The sequence below is a fragment of the Ureibacillus chungkukjangi genome (genome assembly GCF_044795995.1).
Classification (GTDB): domain Bacteria; phylum Bacillota; class Bacilli; order Bacillales_A; family Planococcaceae; genus Ureibacillus; species Ureibacillus chungkukjangi.
Map to the genome: position 1 here is coordinate 953,264 of NZ_CP085009.1, position 21,767 is coordinate 975,030.

23 protein-coding genes and 1 pseudogene are annotated in these 21,767 nt (G+C 33.2%); 21 read left to right on the plus strand and 3 right to left on the minus strand.

Going from position 1 to position 21,767, the window contains the following annotated elements; all coding sequences use genetic code 11:
• Positions 1 to 11: 11 nt before the first annotated feature.
• The 9 genes from LG296_RS04770 to LG296_RS04810 all read left to right on the plus strand — a co-directional run bounded on the left by LG296_RS04770 (position 12) and on the right by LG296_RS04810 (position 7,449).
• Complete coding sequence (locus tag LG296_RS04770; RefSeq protein ID WP_404427559.1) at positions 12 to 1,661, plus strand: hypothetical protein; 1,650 nt, start codon at positions 12 to 14, stop codon at positions 1,659 to 1,661.
• Positions 1,658 to 2,053: a capsular biosynthesis protein gene (locus LG296_RS04775; RefSeq protein ID WP_404427560.1), complete on the plus strand. Its 396-nt coding sequence runs from the start codon at positions 1,658 to 1,660 to the stop codon at positions 2,051 to 2,053. The genes LG296_RS04770 and LG296_RS04775 overlap by 4 nt, the downstream gene beginning before the upstream one ends.
• A gap of 8 nt (positions 2,054 to 2,061) precedes the next feature.
• Complete coding sequence (locus LG296_RS04780) at positions 2,062 to 2,796, plus strand: sugar phosphate nucleotidyltransferase (protein WP_404427561.1); 735 nt, start codon at positions 2,062 to 2,064, stop codon at positions 2,794 to 2,796.
• Between the two features lie 15 nt (positions 2,797 to 2,811).
• Positions 2,812 to 3,519: a class I SAM-dependent methyltransferase gene (locus LG296_RS04785; RefSeq protein WP_404427562.1), complete on the plus strand. Its 708-nt coding sequence runs from the start codon at positions 2,812 to 2,814 to the stop codon at positions 3,517 to 3,519.
• A gap of 116 nt (positions 3,520 to 3,635) precedes the next feature.
• A complete protein-coding gene (locus tag LG296_RS04790; RefSeq protein WP_404427563.1) occupies positions 3,636 to 3,998 on the plus strand; it encodes a hypothetical protein in 363 nt (120 codons plus the stop codon).
• A 585-nt stretch (positions 3,999 to 4,583) separates the two neighbouring features.
• Complete coding sequence (locus LG296_RS04795; RefSeq protein ID WP_404427564.1) at positions 4,584 to 4,757, plus strand: hypothetical protein; 174 nt, start codon at positions 4,584 to 4,586, stop codon at positions 4,755 to 4,757.
• A 196-nt stretch (positions 4,758 to 4,953) separates the two neighbouring features.
• On the plus strand, positions 4,954 to 6,459 hold the full coding sequence (gene istA / locus LG296_RS04800; RefSeq protein ID WP_404427565.1) for an IS21 family transposase: 1,506 nt from the start codon (positions 4,954 to 4,956) through the stop codon (positions 6,457 to 6,459).
• Positions 6,456 to 7,175, plus strand: coding sequence for an IS21-like element helper ATPase IstB (gene istB / locus LG296_RS04805; protein ID WP_404427566.1), 720 nt, complete (start codon positions 6,456 to 6,458; stop codon positions 7,173 to 7,175). Before istA (LG296_RS04800) ends, istB (LG296_RS04805) begins: the two co-directional genes overlap by 4 nt.
• 106 nt (positions 7,176 to 7,281) lie before the next feature.
• Positions 7,282 to 7,449 (plus strand): hypothetical protein, encoded by a 168-nt coding sequence (locus LG296_RS04810; RefSeq protein ID WP_404427567.1) that lies wholly within the window; start codon positions 7,282 to 7,284, stop codon positions 7,447 to 7,449.
• A 63-nt stretch (positions 7,450 to 7,512) separates the two neighbouring features.
• Here LG296_RS04810 and LG296_RS04815 read toward each other — a convergent pair whose 3' ends face one another.
• Positions 7,513 to 7,836, minus strand: a complete 324-nt coding sequence (locus LG296_RS04815; protein ID WP_070338978.1) for a hypothetical protein — start codon at positions 7,834 to 7,836, stop codon at positions 7,513 to 7,515.
• A gap of 120 nt (positions 7,837 to 7,956) precedes the next feature.
• Between LG296_RS04815 and istA (LG296_RS04820) the strand changes: the two genes are divergently transcribed.
• A complete protein-coding gene (gene istA, locus LG296_RS04820; RefSeq protein ID WP_146223234.1) occupies positions 7,957 to 9,501 on the plus strand; it encodes an IS21 family transposase in 1,545 nt (514 codons plus the stop codon).
• Positions 9,501 to 10,253, plus strand: coding sequence for an IS21-like element helper ATPase IstB (istB, locus tag LG296_RS04825; protein ID WP_107937914.1), 753 nt, complete (start codon positions 9,501 to 9,503; stop codon positions 10,251 to 10,253). The genes istA (LG296_RS04820) and istB (LG296_RS04825) overlap by 1 nt, the downstream gene beginning before the upstream one ends.
• A gap of 80 nt (positions 10,254 to 10,333) precedes the next feature.
• Here istB (LG296_RS04825) and istB (LG296_RS04830) read toward each other — a convergent pair whose 3' ends face one another.
• Positions 10,334 to 11,080 (minus strand): IS21-like element helper ATPase IstB, encoded by a 747-nt coding sequence (istB, locus tag LG296_RS04830; RefSeq protein WP_107937907.1) that lies wholly within the window; start codon positions 11,078 to 11,080, stop codon positions 10,334 to 10,336.
• Complete coding sequence (istA, locus tag LG296_RS04835) at positions 11,077 to 12,627, minus strand: IS21 family transposase (RefSeq protein ID WP_181418126.1); 1,551 nt, start codon at positions 12,625 to 12,627, stop codon at positions 11,077 to 11,079. The genes istB (LG296_RS04830) and istA (LG296_RS04835) overlap by 4 nt, the downstream gene beginning before the upstream one ends.
• Positions 12,628 to 12,794: 167 nt before the next feature.
• Here istA (LG296_RS04835) and LG296_RS04840 point away from each other — a divergent pair, with 167 nt between their 5' ends.
• The 10 genes and pseudogenes from LG296_RS04840 to LG296_RS04885 all read left to right on the plus strand — a co-directional run bounded on the left by LG296_RS04840 (position 12,795) and on the right by LG296_RS04885 (position 21,751).
• Positions 12,795 to 13,817 carry an IS21 family transposase gene (locus LG296_RS04840; protein WP_404427568.1) on the plus strand — a complete coding sequence of 341 codons (1,023 nt, stop codon included), beginning with the start codon at positions 12,795 to 12,797 and terminating at the stop codon, positions 13,815 to 13,817.
• A pseudogene (istB, locus tag LG296_RS04845) lies at positions 13,801 to 14,527 on the plus strand (IS21-like element helper ATPase IstB). The gene LG296_RS04840 and the pseudogene istB (LG296_RS04845) overlap by 17 nt, the downstream one beginning before the upstream one ends.
• Positions 14,528 to 14,770: 243 nt before the next feature.
• Complete coding sequence (locus tag LG296_RS04850; RefSeq protein ID WP_404427569.1) at positions 14,771 to 15,112, plus strand: flagellar protein FlaG; 342 nt, start codon at positions 14,771 to 14,773, stop codon at positions 15,110 to 15,112.
• Between the two features lie 17 nt (positions 15,113 to 15,129).
• Positions 15,130 to 17,529 carry a flagellar filament capping protein FliD gene (gene fliD, locus LG296_RS04855; protein WP_404427570.1) on the plus strand — a complete coding sequence of 800 codons (2,400 nt, stop codon included), beginning with the start codon at positions 15,130 to 15,132 and terminating at the stop codon, positions 17,527 to 17,529.
• A gap of 23 nt (positions 17,530 to 17,552) precedes the next feature.
• Positions 17,553 to 17,912, plus strand: a complete 360-nt coding sequence (locus tag LG296_RS04860; protein WP_404427571.1) for a flagellar protein FliT — start codon at positions 17,553 to 17,555, stop codon at positions 17,910 to 17,912.
• A gap of 41 nt (positions 17,913 to 17,953) precedes the next feature.
• Positions 17,954 to 18,358, plus strand: a complete 405-nt coding sequence (fliS, locus tag LG296_RS04865) for a flagellar export chaperone FliS (protein WP_404427572.1) — start codon at positions 17,954 to 17,956, stop codon at positions 18,356 to 18,358.
• A 276-nt stretch (positions 18,359 to 18,634) separates the two neighbouring features.
• Positions 18,635 to 19,024, plus strand: a complete 390-nt coding sequence (locus tag LG296_RS04870; RefSeq protein WP_404427573.1) for a PilZ domain-containing protein — start codon at positions 18,635 to 18,637, stop codon at positions 19,022 to 19,024.
• A 354-nt stretch (positions 19,025 to 19,378) separates the two neighbouring features.
• Positions 19,379 to 19,933, plus strand: coding sequence for a ribosome hibernation-promoting factor, HPF/YfiA family (gene hpf / locus LG296_RS04875; protein ID WP_404427574.1), 555 nt, complete (start codon positions 19,379 to 19,381; stop codon positions 19,931 to 19,933).
• A gap of 265 nt (positions 19,934 to 20,198) precedes the next feature.
• The gene (locus LG296_RS04880; protein WP_404427575.1) at positions 20,199 to 20,864 is read left to right on the plus strand and encodes a DNA-binding response regulator; all 666 of its coding nucleotides are present in this window, start codon (positions 20,199 to 20,201) and stop codon (positions 20,862 to 20,864) included.
• Positions 20,865 to 21,433: 569 nt separating this feature from the next.
• On the plus strand, positions 21,434 to 21,751 hold the full coding sequence (locus LG296_RS04885) for a hypothetical protein (protein WP_404427576.1): 318 nt from the start codon (positions 21,434 to 21,436) through the stop codon (positions 21,749 to 21,751).
• Positions 21,752 to 21,767: the final 16 nt, after the last annotated feature.

The window sequence follows — 21,767 nt, forward strand, 5'->3', positions numbered from 1 at the left end:
AAGGTGAAAAAATGAAAATTTGTATGATACCAAGTGCTAAGTTAGTTAATTATGAACTTCAATCACTTTTTGGCGCTATTCCTAGTCTATTACTTCCTTATAAAGAGGGAACTGTACTAGATTTTTTATTCCAAAAATATAATCCAGTTGTTGATAAAGTAGTTTTACTTGTTCATGAAGGAAAGGAAAAATTACTAGATTATGTTAAACAAAAGAACTTAGCCGTTGAGATTTGTTATGTTGATCAAATCGTGAATCTTGGCTATTCAATTGAATTTGGTTTAGATTATCTAAATAGAAATTATGATTTAAGAAAAATCGAAAAACTAATTATTAACTTTGGAGATACAATTGTAGATGATGCTCTAATTGATTTGGATATTGATAATGTATTTTTTTATGCAGTTACAGATGATTGTTCAAGATGGACTACTTTTAATTTCAGAAGTGATTGTGAGTTGCAAATTGTAGAGAAAGAATATAATGAAAGTCTAAATAAATATAATACTTTTGTAGGTCTGTATGTATTTAGTAATTCAACTTTATTATTACAATTATTAAAAAATTTTAATAGTAGTGATATGGATAATTTTCACCATGGATTAAAAGAATATAATAATAGTTTACCTCTAAAGATAATAGAAACTAAGAATTGGCATGATGTAGGTCATATTGATATGTATAATGATGCCCAGAGTGATGTAAAAGAAAGATATTTCAACAGTATATCTATAGATAAAAGAAGAGGAATCCTAACTAAGAAAAGTGAGCATAAAAAGAAATTTATTAATGAAATTCAGTGGTATTTAAAGATTCCAAAAGATTTACAATATATTTGTCCTAGAATCTTTGATTATTCGTTAGATTTTAATAATCCTTTCGTTTCCATGGAGTATTATGGATATAGCACTTTACATGATCTGTTTATATATGGTGATGTGGATGCTGATTTATGGAAGAAAATTTTTCTAAGCTTAATTTCTGTTTTAGAAGATATGGGTAATTATAGATTGAATCTATCTAAACAAGAAATACATTCTTCCTTATTTGAGATGTACGTGGCCAAAACAATTGAACGATTAACAGAGCTTAAGGAAAGTAACTTTTCAATTGATTTTAATCAACCAATTATTATAAATAATAAAAAGTATAACTCGCTTAATTATTATGTTGAACATCTTCCTGATTTTTTAGATTATTGTAATCTTAAAAATATTGATTATTTCACAATAATTCACGGTGATTTTTGTTTATCTAATATTTTATATGAGAAAAATTCGAAGGTAATAAGATTAATTGACCCAAGAGGTACTTTTGGATCTAAAGATATCTATGGTGATCAAAGGTACGATATTGCAAAATTATCGCATAGTATTATAGGGAAGTATGATTTAATTATAAAAGATTTATTTATCTTAGATACTGTTGGGAATGAGATAAATTTTTCTTTTTATAACATTGAAAAATATAAAGAAATAGAAAGTATTTTTCTAAGTGTATTAAAGGAATATGAGTTCGATTATAAACAGATTTCATTTATACAATCTTTACTTTTTTTAAGTATGATACCTTTACATTCAGATTACCCTAAGCGACAATATGCTATGTTATCAACAGGAATTACTATATTGGATAAAGTAATGGAGAGGACATTGGTATGATTAAAGATGAAAAGGTTATTGTTTTAGACGTAGATGGTACTTTATGTAAAATTAAACAGGTTGGGCAAGATTATTTAGAGGTAGAGCCTAATGATAGTTTATTAACAAAAGTGAAAGATCTACATAGTAAAGGGTACTATATTATTTTATTTACAAGTAGACAAATGAGAACTTATGAAGGTAACATCGGAAAAATTAATGCGAAAACTGCTAAGAATCTTTTTGAGTGGTTAGAAAAACATGATATTCCTTATGATGAAATCCATTTTGGAAAACCTTGGTGTGGTAAGGATGGATTTTATGTAGACGATAAAGCAATTCGCCCTAAAGAATTTGAACACTATTCTTTAGAGGAAATCCACAATATTTTAAAAAGGGATAGCTATGAATAGGTGAAATTATGAAGATAATAATTACTATGGCTGGAAATGGTTCAAGATTTACTAAAATAGGGATAAATAAACCTAAATATAAAATTCTTGCAAGAGGAAAAACATTATTTGAATGGTCAATGCTTTCATTATCAGATTTTTTTAATGTAGAGTTTCTATTTATAATTAGATTAGAGCATTATGATGAAGAATTTTTAAAAAATAAGTGTAGATTATTGGGAATCAAAAATTATAAATTTATTTTAATTAACAAAGTTACAGATGGACAAGCTACAACTGCTCTTTATGCAGATAATTATATTACAGATAACGAAGAATGTATTATCTATAATATAGATACTTATGTTAAAGAGAATTTAATTCTTAAAAAAGATTTTAATTTAGGAGTAGTTGGATATATCCCAGCTATTAAAGCTCATGGAGATAAATGGAGTTTCGTGAAAATAGATAATCAATTTAGAGTTACTAAAATTGCGGAAAAAATTCCAATTTCAAATAATGCAACAATAGGGTTTTATTATTTTAAAGAGTGGAATATTTTTAAAGATGCTTATAATTTAAATAAGGATAAGGTTAAAAATAAATATAACGAAATTTATATTGCACCTTTGTACGAAAGCCTTCTAGAAAAAGGTGATAAAGTTATAACTAAAATAATCCCCTCTAACGATGTCTATATATTAGGAACTCCTGAAGAAGTAGAACTATTTGATAAGGATTTCATGGATAATAATAGGGGATAAAGGGATGTGTAAATTATGGGGAATTTGAATTTTAATCCACACTTATTTTTAAGTCAGTTAGAAGTAGTAAATCCTAATTCAGCTATAAAAGATACGCAATATAAAATGATAGAAAAAGCAGTACCTTATTCTTTAACTGAAGAAGAAGGAATTATTATGTATAATTTTATAAAAAAATTCAAATTAAAAAGTGGATTCGAAATCGCTACAGCTTTTGGGGTAAGCACAATGTATTTAGGGAATGCATTTAAAGAAGTCGGTGGAAAATTAACTTCAATAGATGCATATGTTGAGGAATTGTTTGAAAATCATCTATATGGAGATATTTATGCTGAAGTGGAAAGAATAAAAATGAATATTTCTCAAGGAATTTATCCAATAGGTTATGTATATGCAAAAAACATGATAGAATCTTACAATCTCGAAGAAACTGTGGATTTAAAAATTGGGTTGTCACCAGATGATGTTACAGAAGTTAATGGCGAAATTGAATTTGCTTTTATTGATGGGGGACATCATGGTATGCAACCTTTACATGATACCGTAGCAGCATTATCTCTTATGAAAAATGAAAAAAAGGTTTTATTTTTCCATGATAATATTAATAATCCCTCAATTGATTTAGCAATTCAATTTGCAAAAGAAAGATTTAAAACAACACCTATTATTTTTGATACTAAACAAAAATTAACACTCGTAACTAACATGAATATATTTGACTAACGAAAAATCTTTATAATTGAGTTCAAATCTTTAAAGGCTAATAAAGAAATTATAAAAAATATCTTGGATATACTAAAATCCTAGAGGAAATATTATTTAAACAAGGAGAGGAAACGTTGGAAAGCTATATTGAAGTTGTAGAAAAATCACTCTATCTTACTGATACTATTCTAGAGGGTTTAGATCTTATTCAAGAACTTTTAGGTCAGGGGAAAGGTGAACAAACACTTTTTCTATTTGAAGATGTTCTAGTTGCCTTTGTTACAATCAAAAATGCAACAGAGTCAATTTTCAATGAAATTAAAAATGATATAAATCCTATCTATGATGAAATAAGAAAAATCTTAAATTTAGTTATTAGTTACTATGAGGACAAGGAATACGCTAATTTACAAGATATTCTAAATTTAAAGATTATACCTTTATTTTTAAACTTAAGAGAAAAGCTTGATCTTGCTGTAATTAATATAAGATGTTAGTTATATTAAATATTGATAAAAAGGAATGATAGAGACTTTTGCAATTTAAATTTAAAATTAGTGCTGAAATTGTAATAATACTACTAGATTTGGGTTTTTTCTTTTCTTCATAATTATAATAAAATTACATATATTTGACAGTCATAGAACTTATTATTCAATTGGTAAAATAATGGGTCAGTTTATGACTGTTTTTTTATTGTCTACTTATTAAGTTATAAACTTGTAATATATTTTATTAGTTTAAGAAGGTTCTGGTCTCTGTGTTACATCTTATGAAAAGTTTAGAAGGTTGTAGAGACAGTAAATATTTTACCAATTTGAAAACCGCTAGAGGATTATTCTATTGTAAATTAAAAAAATCCTAAACTAATAAGCTTATTAGTTTTAGTTTAACAGAATTATTAAAGTCGGTGTGGATACAACAAATTTAAATATTGTTTATTGCAAAATAAAAGTGCAGACTAGTGCAACGTATTTGTACAGAGTCTAGCACTTTTTTAGTGCCACAAAAAAAGACTTGCCATCCACCCCAAGTCACTCTACTGTAAAGGTGTCGAATCTCATCAGTGGAGGAATGAAAGGATGCTAGCAATGTCTGAAGTTAATTGTATCAAAACTTTAAGAAACGAAAAAGGACTATCTATTAGCCAAATTGCGGATACATTAGATATAAATTGGAGAACAGCAAAGAAATATGGGGATGGGGATCAACTTCCTCAAGAGAAAACATTTCCAAAAAAAAGGAATGATGTATGAAGAACGTTGGGGAGAAATAGTTCTAGATTGGTTAGAAGAGGATTCGTGTTTATGGCATCATAAAACTGTAAGGTATGGCATTTAATTTGTGCAGAAGGGCCGTAGGCCCTGCACAAATTAAAAAACCACTTGTCAACATTCCAAAATACACATACACTTCCTGTTGGGACAAACAAGCGCAGGAGGTATTAAGGAGATGTTGGCAGTGGCCGAAATTAATTATATCAAACATGAGGTAAACATAAAAGACAGTAACTATTCGAAGGTTGCACAAAGAATAGGAAGAGATCCGAGAACAGTTAAGAAATATGCAGAACAGGATGATTTTAGTCCTGTAGAAAAAATTAAACAAGGCAGACCATCTCCAGTGATGGATCCTATTAAACATATTGTAGATGAATGGTTACTAGAAGATTTTAAACAAAAGAGAAAATTTCGTAGAACTGCAAAGAGAATTTGGGAGCAATTAAAAGAGGAATTTGATTTTAAGGGTTCTGATCGAACAGTAAGAAACTACATATCCCAACGAAAAAAAGAATTGTTAAATGAAGCGAGTCAAGCAGCATTATCGCTAGAGAGCAAACCCGGGTCAGCCCAAGTGGATTTTGGAGAAGCTCCGTTTAAATATCAAGGGGAACAGATAACTCTACCCTATCTGGTTCTTTCTTATCCATACAGTAATTCATTTTATTTTCAGGTATTCCCCGCTCAAAACAAAGAGTGTTTCTTAGAAGGATTAAAGCGTATTTTTCACCATATGGGTGGTGTTCCAAAAACAATTAGATTCGATAATCTTTCAGCTGCCGTAAAGAAGGTATTGCCAAATGGCGAACGGCAGTTAACAGAGGAATTTCAGAACTTCGTTCTACACTATGGGTTCGAAAGTGAATTTTGTAATCCTAATAGTGGGAATGAAAAAGGTCATGTGGAAGCAATGGTGAAGTATGTGAGAAACAATTATTTATTGCCTGGTCTCCACGTACTGAATTTAGACGAACTTAATAAGACGTTGTGGGAAAAAGCTGAGAAAGATCGTGAGAGAAAACATTATGAAAAGGAATCTTTCATCTCCCAGCTGTTTGAAGAGGATCGGAAAGCCTTTTTGGTTTTACCAAGTAAGGAATACCAATGCATCAGATACGAAACAGTGAAAGCCGATAAGTACGGTTATATTAAAGTGGAAAAAAAACTATATTCTACTTCACCAAGATACGCTTTAAATAAGGTTCTAATTCGTATTTCATATAATTCAATTGATATTCTTACAGATGATTATCAACTAGTCGTTAGCCATCCTCGACTCTATGGTCAATATAGAAAATCGATTAATTGGCAGCCATACTTAAATCTAATGGCCAAACGTCCTATGGCACTTAAATATACTAGTTTCTATGAGCAGTTACCACAAGAATGGCAAACATATTTTAATTCATGTACTTCCTCTGAAAAATCAGAGGCCCTGAAGTTATTAGGTACAGTGATGAAAGATTATGATTTTAGTAAAATTACTGAAGCGCTGAAGATTGCATCAGAGCATGGTCATCCTTCGGTTGAATCAATTAAACAAGTATTCTACCAACTAATTAATGGTCGAGGGATACGCGAAGAAGTACATCTCCAAAAGTCATTGCCTATTATGCCGGAGGCTACTAGAGGTCTACAGCATTATAATCAGCTTCTAAAAGGAGCTGAAATAAATTGAGTACGCAGATTCAAGAATTCGCTAAACGATTGAAATTAAGTTGGATTAGAGAGCATTATCAAGAGATAGAAGCCACATCAAATGAAGAGTATTTACTGAAGCTTTTTGAAAAAGAAATTGAGCAACGAGAAGAACGAAAAACAAATCTTTTACTTACACAAGCAAGCTTACCTAAAGTCAATGGGAAACCTTTTGATTGGAAGGACATTGTCCTAACAGCAGGACTAAGTAGTGAAGACTTATTAAATGGAGTATTCATGGAGCAGCAAGAAAATCTAATTTTCTATGGGGGTGTAGGTGCAGGTAAAACCTATTTAGCTACGTTAATTGGATTGAATGCCATACAAAGGTATGGCAAAGCTGTTAAATTCTATACAGCGGCATCATTAGTTAATCGATTATTAGAAGCAAATGAAAAAGGTAATCTCAATAAGCTTTTTAAGCAAATAGAGAAATTGGATCTTTTGATTTTGGATGAGTTAGGTTACATTCCTCTTCACAAACAAGGGGCTGAATTATTGTTTCAGGTTATTTCGATGTGTTATGAAACCAAAAGCATCATAATCACGACAAACCTTCAATTCGGTCAATGCAATCACGTTTTTGGGGTTCCAATATTAACGGAGGCAGTAATTGATCGACTCATCCATCATTCACATTTGATTGTATTTAAAGGCGATAGTTATCGTTATAAGGAATCAATTATTCAGAATTAAATTTCGTTGGCAAGTGGTTACATTTTTGATTGCCGTTTTATGCATTTTTTGCTTGCCAAATACAGATTCGAAGGTGAAGAAAAAACTAAGGCGAACAAATAAGCAAATGCATGAGGAACTAGTAGCATTAGGGTTTCCAGGGTCTTATCGAACAGTCTGCGACTTTATTGCAAATTGTAAAGCTGCAAGGGATGACGAACAATCGAAAGGATACGAACGATTAGCTCATCCAGAAGGTTGTAAGCGTCAAGTAGAATTGGACACATTTTGCTAATTAATTTTGAACAATTTCGTTGATTCTTCTCCCACTCCTTTGTAGAAGTAGGAGAAAGAATTATTAAAATGGCATCTTGCCAAGTTCTAGTTCTAATTCATGCTTTTCATCTTGAAGTTTGGATACTTTCGCCTTTAAAGAGGCAATTTCCTCAAGTAATCTATCGATCTTCGTTTCATTATTGATTCCTCTTTCATATGGTGAACCAATCCACAAAGTGTCGTATACGAAATCTTCGATATCATGCTCAATAATCTTGTAAAGATTGCCATCCTGGATATTTTTTATAGAGCCATCCGATAACCAGCTCTCAACTTTTTGATGGTCACAAGTTAAACCTAATTCTAATATGATTTCTCTTACTTCATTTATATTTAAAATCTTCATTTAAATGAAATTGTATTTGATAAGCTAAAACTGAGCCACCATCGCAGTTGAAAAGTGAGCCACTTTTATATGAAAATAATCCTAACTTCATAGAGTTAGGAGCGTATAGAGGTGATTTCATTGGAGAAGAAACAGAAGGTACTACTTGCCTTTCATCAAGAAAATAAGAGTCAACGTCAAATTGCCAAGGAGCTTGGGATTTCTCGTAATACTGTAAAAAAGTATATCCAAGAGGATCTTGAAAAAAGAAAACAAGATATTCGAGAATTACCTATTACAGATAACTATGTAACGCCTCCGTCGTATAAAAAACGCAAAGGAAATAAACGTGCTTTAACACCTACGGTGATGAAACGTATTCGAAAAATGTTAAAAGATAATGATTATAAACGGCAACATCAGATGCACAAGCAACAACTAAAAATGATTGATATTCATGAAAAGTTATTAGATGAAGGTTTTGAAATTAGTTATACCACTGTAAGAAATTTTGTAAATAGTGAGGAGAAACATCAAAAAGAAGTCTTTATTCGTCAAAAAGCAACTGCTGGTCATGAGATTGAATTTGACTGGGGAGAAGTAAAATTATTCATTGATCAAACATTACGATCTCTTTCAATGGCGGTATTTACCCTACCATATAGTAATGATAGATTTGCATATTTATATGAATCCGAAACAATGGTGTGCGTACAAGATGCTCATGTAAAATGTATTGACTATTTAGGCTTTGTACCAGAAGTTTTTACGTACGATAATATGCGGACAGTCGTAAAGAATTTTATTGGGACAGAACGTGAGATTACCGATGGGATGAAAAATCTATCGATGCATTATCATTTTAAAATACGACTATGTGAACCGAGAAAAGGAAATCAGAAGGGGCATGTGGAGCGAAGTGTAGAATACATCCGCCGGAAAGCATTTGCCCATCGAGATACTTTTGCAAGTTTAGAAGAAGCTCAGGCTTATCTAACAGAAGTAATCATGAAATTAAACTCTCGCAAGCATTATAAGAAAAACCAAACGCACCATGAATTAATGCTAGAAGAGCGTATAGCTAGGCATGTAAGCACAGAAATTATTCCATTTGATGCCTCTGAGTTGTATGAATTTAGAGTGGACAAATATAGCACGATTACTTATAGACAAAATCGTTATTCTGTTCCAGAAGGACATGTTGGAGAATGGGTGAAAGTAAAAGCGAGTGCGGAAAAAATTCTTATTTTCAGTGAAAATGCCTGTATCGCGACACATAAGCGAAGTTGGCAAATCCATCAATGGATTATGGACATTTATCATTACTTACGTACATTTGAAAAGAAAAAAGGTGCATTGGCTCAAAGTGAATGTTTGAGTCAAGCACCAACAAAAATAAAAAAATTATACAAAGATTATTATATTGGAAATGAGCGAGATTTTCTAGAGTTACTTATTTATCTAAAAGAAAATAAAAATCTAGAAAAAGTCTTAGCAGCGATTGAACAACTTGAGAAGAACCCTATGGTTCAAATAACAACAGAAAAGATTATTTTCTTAGCTAATCAAGGCGAATATATTCATAAAACTGTACATTCCAAAAATGAAGTCACCACCCAATCTCTCGAAAATCTTTCAGCCATAACGGCGTTATTTGAAACGAAAAAGACAGGGGTGCTTCACTAATGGATAAGAGACAAGAAATGATTGAGATGTGTAAGGAACTTCGATTACCAAGCATTCGGGGATTTATTCAAGAAGATGATATGTGGAAACAATATCAGACAGCAGAAGATTTCTTATATCACGCACTAGTGCAAGAAATGGAAGATCGAGAAGTGCGAGCAAAAGCGAATCGCATTCGATCTGCAAATTTCCCTGAAAAGAAACTATTAACTGAATTAGAGTTTGAGAGATTACCGCAAAATGCGGCCTCTCGCCTCCCACATTTAAAGAAATTAGACTTTATTCAAGAAAAACAAAACGTTTTATTAATCGGATCACCAGGTACAGGTAAAACACATATAGCAATTGGTTTAGGAATTGAAGCTTGTTTAGCAGGTTATAAGGTGTATTTTACAACGGTGTCATCCCTTGTAAATCAGTTAAAAGAAAGCCGTTCTGAAAGAACGTTACGTTCATTTGAACTGAAGTTTGAAAAATATGATTTAGTAATCATTGATGAATTAGGTTATATCTCCTTTGATAAAGAAGGAGCCGAGTTATTATTTACTCATCTTTCCCTTCGGGCAGGACGAGCATCCACCATCGTTACGAGTAATTTATCATTTGATCGATGGGAAGAAATATTTCATGATCCAGTTTTAACAGCAGCTTTAACGGACCGACTAACACATCGAGCATACATGGTGGACATGGTAGGACCATCTTATCGAATATTAGATACAAAAGAATGGTTGGAAAATAGTCAGGTTTAAGTGGCTCAGTTTTTAATTAATAAATGGCTCAATTTTTACTTGCGAAATACATGAAATCTCCTTATACCCATTTGCTAATGTTAAAACATACCTTGACGATGCTTCATTCGATAGCTATCATCATTCATCTGTACAACTTCTACTCTGTGTAAAATGCGATCTAAAATAGCTGTAGTTATACCTTCATCTCCCAATAATTCGCCCCATTGATCAGGACTCTTGTTAGAAGTCAAAATAATTGAGCTACGCTCATAAAGATGATTTATCAGATGAAAGAATAGATTTGCTTCACGTGAATCCATTGCCATGTACATTAAGTCATCAATAATTACTAAATCAGAAGATTCAATTCGGTTTAATTGCACCTGTGATTTCCGTGTAAATTCTCTGGTTTTTAAAAGATTGATTAATTCACCCATAGTCACAAACATGACGTTAAATCCTTTTTGAATTGCTTCAATTCCTAATCCTATGGCCAAATGGGTTTTACCAACACCAGGCGGTCCTAATAGAATTAAGTTATATTGTTGCTCTAGCCAATTTAGCTCTTTTAGTTGGTTTAATTGCCTTTCGTTTAAAGAGGTTTGATCAGATAAATCAAATAGTTCCAGCGTTTTCATATAAGGAAACTTCGCCCAACGCATTCGTTTTTCAATACTCTTTTCTTCACGTTTAGTTAATTCGAATTCAACGATTTCTTTAATAAATTCCCGATAAGTCCATGTGGACTGTTCCGCTTTTCTTAATATATTAGGCAGCTCAGTGGCTGTTTCTGTTAATCTTAGTTGTTTAAAATAGTTTTGTAGATTTTCTAAGCCATCATTCATGAGATGACACCCCCTAAAATATCTGTGTATGTGCTGATAGAACGTGTTTCTACTTTGATATTCCTTGTTTTTAACCTACTCGATTCGAGAGGTGGAACTGGTAGTTCTTTGCTTTGAATCTTGCTTATATACTTTGCAATATCATGAAAATCATTGGCACTTGTGAAATGCTCGTCAACACATTTTATTAGGGTTTCATCGATATAATCTGGATAATCATTGGTTGTTTTATGGATGATGGCCAGCTGGTCCCTTTTATATCGAGGATACTCAGCTAGGACCTGATTAATATATGTAGTCGCTAGTTCAGTATTATTAAACTGGCGAATCACTGTTTCTTTATAGGCTTGGATACCTTTTGAACGATCACGTTCATGATTTCGATTTTTGACTAATTTTCCTTTGGCTAATTCAAGACGATGCTTCGCTAGAACTTCACCATCAGGACTTCGTTTAATCACCAGTTGCTGCTGATTGCTTTCATCTACAGCCATTTCAATTGAAACAAGGTTTAGACCTCTTGGTCTATATGTTCCCAGTGGGACAGAGTAACGATTAGATTTATAGTGTATGGTGTTGTCCTTATTAACGGTTCTTGTTATACTAATTGTATTGTTACTCTCTATTGAGAGTGGGTTAGAGACTGGCTTTAAGTGTTGCTTTTCGAGGAGAAACACTTCTGTCGGTCTCTTTTTTGTACCGTTATGTACTTTGTAATTACCCGTACGTTTCAGCCACTCTATACATCGTTCATTCCAATTATCTATAGTAGTGAAAATACGGCTATCTGCGAAATTTCCTTTCACATACTTCACTACATTTTCAATTTTACCTTTCGATTCTGGATCTGCTTTACGACATAAATATATTCTGAACTTACGTTGTTGTTTATAGGATTGAAATTCACCTGTTAAAATAATATCCCCGGCATTTTCACTGACTGTTATTAAATGATCTTGGTCGTAGACAATCTCTTCTGGCATCCCTCCAAAATACTGAAAAGCATTTTCGTGGCTTCTTATCGTATCGCGTGTTGTAAATGGTCGATCTTGCCATTCTACATATTTGTACCGAGAGTGCGATAATACAAAACAAATACAGTACAGTTTCACTTCAGTATTTTCTTTCGTTTTTTGACGAGTTTCTCCCCAGTCAACTTGCATTTGTTTTCCCATTGGCTGTTCGATTATGGCCTCATATTGCCTAACTTTTTTGGTTTTCTCAATTTGATATTCTTCTCGTAACTCACTGACATACATGCGCATCGTACTTTCTCCAACAACCAATTTAGGATGACGTTCTAGTAACCAATCATGCAGTTGTGCAGCACTTAAATGAGGATGTTCTTTGAGCCAAGCGACTAACCAATCTTTATAAGGGTCTAATTTTTTCTTTCTGGATTTTAATGTATTCGCCCACTCATAAGCCTGTTCAGGCGACATTTCCAAATAGCTATAAACCGTCGTTCGAGATATTTTAAGCTGTTCTGCAATCTGTGTTACAGTAAATCTTTGTTCTTTCATTTGTTGGATTGCTAAATATAACATCAATTTCTTTTTCACCTTTCATCATGCCCCCGATTACCAATCTACTACCAATTTAGTATAAAGGATAAGGGTTATTTTTGGCGAAAGTGTTCAATCTTATTTAGCGATATCTGTCCATTTTATTTTAGCGTTTACAAAGGTGAAGCTCAAGTGGATTTTGGTGTAATATGGAGGCTGTACATGAAGGTGAAATCGTTGATGTACATGCATTAATTATGTCATTCCCAGCAAGTAATACCGGTTTTGTAGTACCTCTTCCCTCTGAAAATCAAGAGTGCTTTCTAAGTGGTCTAAAGCTACTATTTAAACAAGCTGGAGGTATTCCGTTAAGCATTCGAATTGATAACTTAACACCTGCGGTTAAAAAGGTACGTGGATCTGAAGGCGAGGCACAATTAACAGATGAATTCATGGCATTTAAAAATCATTATGGATTTAAAGTACAGGTATGTAATCCACGAAGTGGCCATGAAAAAGGAAATGTCGAAAGAAAAGTCGGCTATGTAAGGTATAACTTTTTTAGTGTACCACCTGTTATCAAGGATTTTGATGACCTGACGGAACAACTCTATCAAAAGTTTTTAATAGATAGAAAGAGAATGCACTACCGAAAAGAAGCGATAATCGAAGACCTTTGGGCATGCGAACAAAAGCAATTGCTTAAATTACCAGATAATGATTATTCAGTATTTAAACAAACGACAATCAAATTTAATAAATACAATGAGTTCAAATTAGATCAACATCTTATTCATGTACCGAAAGCAAAGAACTATAGTCAGCTGTATTGCATCACATTTTGGAATGAATTTAAGGTTATTACCAACGAAGGTGAAGTACTATTAAGCGATGCAAGACCCTATATGAGAAAACGTAGATTAATTCCCTGGAAAGATATCTTAAAAGATTGGGTATATAAACCACGAGTGGTCGGACATTCACGCTATCGTGAGTATTTACCTGCAAGAGTACGTGAATACTTACTAACACCCTCTCTGTCTCTAAGAAAACAACGTATCAATGAAATTATTACGTTATTAGTACAGTATGATATGAAAGGAATCAATGAACAGTTCTACGAACTGATTTCAAAGAATGATGAAGTTGTATCAAATCCTTACGATGTCGAGTGGTCACAGTATGATGCATTACAACCCATTGGAGGTGAGAATCATGAAGGAAACCATTGATCAATTATGTAAGCAACTACGTCTAGCTCATATAGCAGAAGGATTTGAAGATGTTCCATTTACAACGCCAAATGAATTCGTCCACCAATTATTATTAAAGGAACGTGATGGACGAGAGCAAGCCAGAGCAGCAAGAAATATTAAAAAAGCACGCTTTCTAGATTATAAAGTTTTAGAGAATTATGAATGGCATAAGGATATCAGTTTACCGCACCATCTGAGTAAAGAAGAATTGATGAATTTAGATTTTATTAAACGAAAAGAAAATGTAATTTTGGTTGGATCTACTGGTACAGGGAAAACACATTTAGCCTCAGCTTTAGGAAGACGGGCATGTGAAAGAGGATTTGAAGTACGTTTTTATCGTGTGTCACATCTAGTAGAGGAACTAGAATCTGCACTGACCAATGGCCGATTAACAAGCTTTCGAAAAAAAACTAGAGAAAGTTGATTTAATCATTTTAGATGAAATTGGTTATCACCCATTTGGAAAAGATGGTGCAGAGCTACTTTTCCAAATAATCTCAGAGTGTTATGAACAAAAAAGTTTGATTATCACATCAAATCTTGAATTTAGCCAGTGGAATCGTGTTTTCTCCGATTCGCTACTGACAGCTGCGTTAGTAGATCGCTTGATTCATCATGCACATATTATCTCATACACAGGATCAAGTTTTCGTTTAGCGAACGCACTTTCAAAAAAATTGTAAATATATTGGGTGGCAACACTCTGCATTTCTCGTTGCAAATCTCTGCACTTTTCTCTTACATACAAATATAAGAATTTAATTAATTGGAGTGAGCTTTACTAAACTTTTTATATATTATTAAAAAGTTGTGAAAATTTACAACTTATATTTTTTGTATTAACTAATTACCTATAATGACTGTTAACAATTTTAAAATATGACCGATATTTAGAATAGTATACCTATAGTCTGGGAGGATCAATTATGCGTGTTGATGTACAAGGACATTTAATTGATAAAATTAATATGAAGAAACCTCAAAATGAAATTTTAGTAACAGATGAAAAAGAATATAAAAATAATAAGAATGAACAAGATTTTTCAAAAGAAAAATTACAACAGGCTGTTGATTCAATTAATGAATTTTTCGAAGTTACCCATAGTGAGTTGAAGTTTGTTTTTCATGAGGGATTGGAAAAGTATTTTGTTCAGTTAGTAAATTCTGATACAGAAGAAGTTGTAAAGGAAATCCCTTCAAAAAAATTATTAGATGTATTTTACGAAATGCAAAAACTAATTGGTATTATAGTAGATGAAAAAATTTAGGAGTTGAGGATGAGAATATGTCAACAATGAGAATTGGTGGGCTAGCATCGGGTATGGATATTGATAGTCTTGTAGAAAAACTAATGCAAGCAGAAAGAGCACCTCTAGATAAACTCGAACAAAAAAAGCAAACATACGAGTGGCAAAGAGATGCATATAGGGAGGTTAATACTAAATTACAAGCATTGGATACTTATATTGCGGATAATTTAATTTTAAAAAGTTTAAATACTAAAACTGCTACAACTTCCAATTCTCAATATGTTACAGCTTCAGCTACAGGATCGGCAGTGGGAACTCTATCTATTGAAGGAGTTTCAAAATTAGCTACAGCTGCACGTAGCGTAGGCACACAAGTAAATGGTACTAGTGTATCAAAATTAAGTGAAATAGGTATTTCAGGAAACGGTTCATTTGAATTAAAGGCTATTAAAAAAGATGGTACAATGGCTACCCAGGTAACTAAAATTGAGTATGATTCAAACATGACTATTTCTGATTTTATATCAAAAATTAATAATAGTGGAGCAGAGGTTAACGCTTTATTTGAAAACGGCCGACTTTCAATCTCTGCAAAGAATACAGGGGATAATAAAGCCGGTGCAGAGGTTCAATTGTCAAACGATGCACAAAATGTATTTGGTAAATTAGGTCTTGCAAATAATGGAGATCTAGCAAGTGGAGGTACAAACGCAATTTTTCAAGTAAATGGAATCGCGACTGAACGTTCTACAAATACCTTTACTATTTCTGGTTACTCTATAACATTGAAGGATATATTCAATTCAGAAAGGACAACTGCAGAAAAGTATAATGCTGCTTATACTGAATGGAAAAATACAAACGTGGATAATTTAGATTATCAGCAGAAAATAGATGATGCACTTGTAGAAAGAGATACTGCAGTAAGTAATTATAATACTGCAAACGACGACTATACAATTGCAAGAGATGGATTATTTGGCACTATAGCTATCTCTGATACTGACAAAGCTAACTTTAATAAGATTAATAATCTCCAGCTTGTTAGAGATCTAACTGATTCTGATTTAACAATAATCCAGAACAGTGTTCTTTCCAATGATAGCGAATACCAAGCATGGTTAAATGACGGAAGTAACTTAGATTTCAAAGCAAAATTAAAAGTGGAAAATATTAGTTTTGAACAATTTAATGCTATAAAATCATTAGATTCAGCAAAATTAGAAAGTCTATCAACACAAGCTATATACGATAATTTAGGGAAAGCCTTCTTAAATAGCTTGTCTCAAGATGAGAAATCATTATTAAATAACGTTAATGGATCAATTTCAGAAGATGAATTTAATTTGCAAATCGATAATTGGAAAAATTCATCAAATGAAACTGAAAAAGCTCTTGGTGAAAAATTAGTAGCATTAACAACAATTCAAAAATCTAACTTGAGACAACTTTCATCAACTGAACTAAACGAAATGTCTGATGTTGCCACAAAATATATCGATAGTAATGCTAAACTTGCTATTAAAAATACTAAAGAAGATGAGTATAATACTTTAATACAAAGACGTGAAAAAGCAGAAGCAGATTTTATAGAGGCATATAAACAACAAAATAATGGTGTTGAAACAGGATATGAAAATGCAACAGCTATTTCAGAATCAGATATGCCGATTAATTCCGGTAATTCAATTACACTAACTTCTACAACAAATGTAGAAGAAATAATGTTGAAAATTAAAGAATTCGTAAATACCTATAATGGTTTAATACAGAATTTAAATGATCTAACAAAGGAATCAAAATATCGTGATTATCAGCCACTTACAACTGCCCAAAGAAAAGATATGGAAGAAAAAGAAATTGAACTATGGGAAAATAAATCCAAGAGTGGATTGTTAAGAGGAGATTCCATCATTCAAAATGGATTATCTTCTATGCGCTCTTTAATTTACCAATCCAATCCTTCAATATCAAATTCAAAATTTAATACTCTATATAATGTTGGAATTACAACATCTAAAAATTATAATTCAGGTGGGACACTTGAGATTGATGAAAATAAATTACGCAAGGCTCTTGAGGAAGATCCAGATTCTGTTACTAAATTATTCACATTTTCAGAGGGGAAAGAAAAAGATACAGTTGTAGTTGATGGTGTATCAAAAGAAGTAGATACTAGAGGATTTTTAGAAAAGCTCCGTGGTGAGATGACAAAAATAAAAGTAAAGATAGAAGGGCGAGCAGGGCGCTCTACTATGACCGAAACTCAATATACACTTGGTAAGTATTTGAAAAATGTTAATAATAATATTGAAACGTGGCAAGACAAATTGGTCTCTATAGAGGACCGTTATTGGAGACAATTTACTGCAATGGAAACCATGATTAATAAGGCTAATAACCAATCAGCCATGTTAATGGGACAATTCTCTTAATAAAATGATTGGAGCATAAGATAATGGATAACCAGCAATTGCTACTTCAACTTTCTGCAAAGCTTTTTCAATCTATGGAGTCGGTTCCAAAGGGCGATGAACGGGATGCTTTTATTGAAGATATTAACCGACAACTGAACGAACGTGGGAAGGTATTGGAATTATTAAAGGCAGACAGAATACAGTTGAATTCTGAAAATAAAATTCACGCGATGCTTATCGAACTTGATAAAGGTATCCGTGAACGACTTGATGCAATCATGCAAGAGGTTAAGGCAGATATGAAAAATCTCCAAACTGCCAAAAAAAATGAAAAGCAATACTCAAATCCTTATTCTTCTGTTCGCGTAATGGACGGGATGTACTACGATAAGAAAAAATAGTGGACTCGTATTCAAAGTTCAACTTAAAAGGAGAATAAACGATGGTTACGCATAACTCAGCATTTAATGCTTACAAACAAAACAGTGTTACTACAGCTTCGCCAGGTGAATTAACGCTAATGTTATATAATGGTTGCTTAAAATTCCTTACAAAAGCTAAAAATGCTATTGAGACAAACGATGTTCAAGAAAAGAATATAAATATCCAAAAGGCACAAGCAATTATTAATGAGTTAATGGTTACTTTAAAGCAAGATCAACCTATTACTCAGGAGTTGCTTCCACTATACGACTACATGAACCGTCGCCTAATCGAAGCAAACATCAAAAATGACACAGCCATCATCGACGAAGTAATCGGTTTAACTACTGAATTCCGTGATACTTGGAAGCAAGTGATTCAGATGACACGTCAACAACAATATGGTAATGCACAACAAGTTTAATAATCTTATAGCCTTACATCAGCTTCCTTTGATGTAAGGCTTTCATTTTGCCTAAAAGAGTAATGTTTTATAAATTGGGTATAATTTTAATAGAAAAATTGCTATCAAAAGTCATGGTAATTCGAACCAAAGAAACAGTAAAAAGTCATGTAGACATACTACCTGAGATTGATTACTTTGGAGTAAGTAGAATTTTTCGCGGATTATGCGCATGAGAAAAGACATTGATTTATCGCATAGCGGCGCTAAATCGGTTTTTTTAAGGAGGAAACACTTATGCAGTTTAAAAGACAAGAAGGGTTTCGGTTTGTTTTTAATGAGCCCATTGATGCAAGCTTTAAATTGTTGATTGATGGACAGGCTGTGGAGGCGCTTGATAGCTGTCCATGTCAGATATTAGATATTAGTCCTCGTGGCATGAAAATGTTTTCAGAGGTGAAGTTTGGGGAATACATAAATAAGGCGAATCTACAAATTGAATTGCAATTTGTTTTGGATGTGACGACCATACGTGCCATTGGCGAAATTGTATGGCGTAAGCCTTATGGACGAGGCGAGCAGTACGGGATTTTGTTCCAGGCTCAAGCCGATATTGACGAGCTCATTATTAGTGAAATGAAGCTACGTCGTAAAAGAGAAGTATTGCAAGCAAAACAAAATCGATAAAAATAAATCTTTCGACATCATTTTGGGGCATACTTCTATTACCTTAAACTACTTGAGGGCTTATGATAATTGCATTTAGTTAACATAACGATGTAAACATACATTAATCAGCTTTCCAACGATTAATTGTGAACATATCTTTTCAACTTTGTTAAGAATATGTGAATGAAATTGTCGAAAGATGAAAAAGATTCTCTAGTAGTGGTAGGATTTTTTGAACCTATGGCGAATATATATTTACATAGGTGTTAGAAAAACACAGCTCGACCCAAATAGGACGAGATGATGTCTTTCTTATGCGGATATCATTTAAAATCTTTCATTTCCTATCCGCGAACAAAAGGAGGAGTTTACATGATTAAATTTAACATTCGTGGTGAAAACATTGAGGTAACTCCAGCGATACGCGAGTACGTTGAAAACAAGATTGAAAAAATCGAGCGCTATTTTAGTGAAGGCGTTGATGCTAACGCAAACGTGAACTTGAAAGTGTACAACGGCAAGCAAAACAAAGTTGAAGTAACTATTCCATTAAAGAGTGTCACTCTGCGTGCAGAGGAACGTCATGATGATATGTATGCAGCCATCGATTTAATCGTAGACAAACTTGAGCGCCAAATTCGAAAGCACAAAACGAAAGTGAACCGTAAATTCCGTGAAGGTACAGGCATTTACTTTGCACAAGAAGCAGTTAACGGGACTGCGGCAACTACAGCGGCAGAGGACGAAGAGTTCACAGTCGTTCGTACGAAGCAATTTGACCTAAAACCAATGGATCAAGAAGAAGCGATTCTTCAAATGAATTTACTTGGACATGACTTCTTCATCTATACCGATTCTGAATCGGATTTAACAAACATTGTCTACAAACGTCGTGATGGGAAATACGGGTTAATTGAAACGAATTAATTTAAATGATTTTTGACAGGCTCTTGCATCTTGCAAGAGTCTTTTTTTGTGATAGAGATAAAGATAGCTGATTGACAAATTTTAGAATTTTATTAAACTATAAATAGCTCTATCCACATGCCTCTATATTTTTGCTCGTCCACCTTCTATTTACTACATTTTAAACCACTTTAATCTCTTTTTTTGTCACGTCACTCAAGATTCATTTCTATTATTTCATTTAACTTTCGAAAGTAAATTTAATACTATTGATAGGAGGAAATCTATGGGATTTGATGAAGAATATCAAGGGTTTATAAATGCTCACTTGCAGGCAAGAAGCGGTGAACGATTACGGAGGTTGCAAGAAGGTCACAATCAGGCTGAAATGTTGTTTTTGAAGCAAGTGTGGTGGCCAATATTTTTTAATTCCAAGTACCTGCATCCAGAATATGAAGTTGATGATTTTAAGGATGGCAAAAGGTATTTGGATTACGCTTATATTCGTCCCGGCATTCGGATTTGTTTTGAGGTCGACGGGTATGGTCCGCACCTAAAGAGCATAAGCAGGTGGCAATTTTCGGACAACCTGGAACGCCAAAATCAATTGGTGATTGACGGTTGGACCGTGATTCGCTTTTCTTATGATCAAGTGAAAGAACAGCCTCGTCGGTGCCAACAAATTGTCCAACAAGTGATTGGTCAATGGCTGGGGGATGAACAGAACCAGACAGCCTTGTCCACTGTGGAAAAGAAAGTACTTCGGCTAGCGGTGCGAAAGGGGGAAGCCATATACCCTAAAGAAGTGGAGAAGTATTTGAAGCTAAGTGACAAGACGGTAAGAAATATTCTTTCACAATTAGTAGAAAAAAAGATGCTGATACCCGCATCGAGAATCAAGAGAGTTCGCTCCTATCGATTAGGAGTTCAAATCAAGCATCCCATCAAATAAATAACAGGAGAAATTTCGCTTATTTATAAAATTTGATAAAAAATAGCTGAAATAGAGGAAGAAATTCCGCTTATTCACTTGAAGATCATGAGAATTGGGGAATCTGGATGGGATAACCGAAAAAATTCCCCTTATATACCCCTGAAACAGCATGAAACTGAAAATAGCCGAAAAACCTTCCCTTATCTTAATTCTGAAATGAGTAAGGTATGTAAATAAATGTAATCACATCACTTGTCCAATCCAAATTCAACCTTCACCACGTAAATAACAGGAGAAATTTCGCTTATTAATAAAATTTGATTAAAAATAGCTGAAATGGAGGAAGAAATTCCGCTTATTCACTTGAAGATCATGAGAATTGGGGATTTGAATGGGATAACCGAAAAAATTCCCCTTATTTACCTCTGAAACAGCCCCAATCTGAAAATAACCGAAAAAGCTTCCCTTATCTTAAGCCTGAAACGAGCAGGGGATGTAAATAAATGTAATAACATCACTTGTCCAATCCAAATTCAACCTTCACCACGTAAATAACAGGAGAAATTTCGCTTATTTATAAAATTTGAGTGAAAATAGCTGAAATAGAGGAAGAAATTCCGCTTATTCACTTGAAAATCAAGATAATGGGGGATTTTGGATGGGATAACCGAAAAAATTCCCCTTATTTACCTCTGAAACAGCCCCAATCTGAAAATAACCGAAAAAATTCCCCTTATTTACCTCTAAAACAGCACCAAACTGAAAATAACCGAAAAACCTTCCCTTATTTAAATCCTGAAACGAGCACAACCTTCAAAATAATGGAACCACATCCCGAGCCCACTCCATATAACCGAACATTCTTCCCCTATGTCCCTCCCAGAAACCAGCACCAACTGTTATAACCTAAATTTTTCCTCT

Coding starts and splice junctions, on each gene's coding strand:
- istB (WP_107937914.1), top strand. CDS start 9,501: ATGGATAAGAGACAAGAAATGATTGAGATGTGTAAGGAACTTCGATTA.
- istA (WP_181418126.1), bottom strand. CDS start 12,627: ATGTTATATTTAGCAATCCAACAAATGAAAGAACAAAGATTTACTGTA.
- LG296_RS04850 (WP_404427569.1), top strand. CDS start 14,771: ATGCGTGTTGATGTACAAGGACATTTAATTGATAAAATTAATATGAAG.
- LG296_RS04780 (WP_404427561.1), top strand. CDS start 2,062: ATGAAGATAATAATTACTATGGCTGGAAATGGTTCAAGATTTACTAAA.
- istA (WP_404427565.1), top strand. CDS start 4,954: ATGTTGGCAGTGGCCGAAATTAATTATATCAAACATGAGGTAAACATA.
- LG296_RS04860 (WP_404427571.1), top strand. CDS start 17,553: ATGGATAACCAGCAATTGCTACTTCAACTTTCTGCAAAGCTTTTTCAA.
- istB (WP_107937907.1), bottom strand. CDS start 11,080: ATGAATGATGGCTTAGAAAATCTACAAAACTATTTTAAACAACTAAGA.
- LG296_RS04815 (WP_070338978.1), bottom strand. CDS start 7,836: ATGAAGATTTTAAATATAAATGAAGTAAGAGAAATCATATTAGAATTA.
- LG296_RS04810 (WP_404427567.1), top strand. CDS start 7,282: ATGCATGAGGAACTAGTAGCATTAGGGTTTCCAGGGTCTTATCGAACA.
- LG296_RS04785 (WP_404427562.1), top strand. CDS start 2,812: ATGGGGAATTTGAATTTTAATCCACACTTATTTTTAAGTCAGTTAGAA.
- LG296_RS04795 (WP_404427564.1), top strand. CDS start 4,584: ATGCTAGCAATGTCTGAAGTTAATTGTATCAAAACTTTAAGAAACGAA.
- fliD (WP_404427570.1), top strand. CDS start 15,130: ATGTCAACAATGAGAATTGGTGGGCTAGCATCGGGTATGGATATTGAT.
- LG296_RS04770 (WP_404427559.1), top strand. CDS start 12: ATGAAAATTTGTATGATACCAAGTGCTAAGTTAGTTAATTATGAACTT.
- hpf (WP_404427574.1), top strand. CDS start 19,379: ATGATTAAATTTAACATTCGTGGTGAAAACATTGAGGTAACTCCAGCG.
- LG296_RS04880 (WP_404427575.1), top strand. CDS start 20,199: ATGGGATTTGATGAAGAATATCAAGGGTTTATAAATGCTCACTTGCAG.
- fliS (WP_404427572.1), top strand. CDS start 17,954: ATGGTTACGCATAACTCAGCATTTAATGCTTACAAACAAAACAGTGTT.
- LG296_RS04840 (WP_404427568.1), top strand. CDS start 12,795: ATGGAGGCTGTACATGAAGGTGAAATCGTTGATGTACATGCATTAATT.
- LG296_RS04870 (WP_404427573.1), top strand. CDS start 18,635: ATGCAGTTTAAAAGACAAGAAGGGTTTCGGTTTGTTTTTAATGAGCCC.
- LG296_RS04775 (WP_404427560.1), top strand. CDS start 1,658: ATGATTAAAGATGAAAAGGTTATTGTTTTAGACGTAGATGGTACTTTA.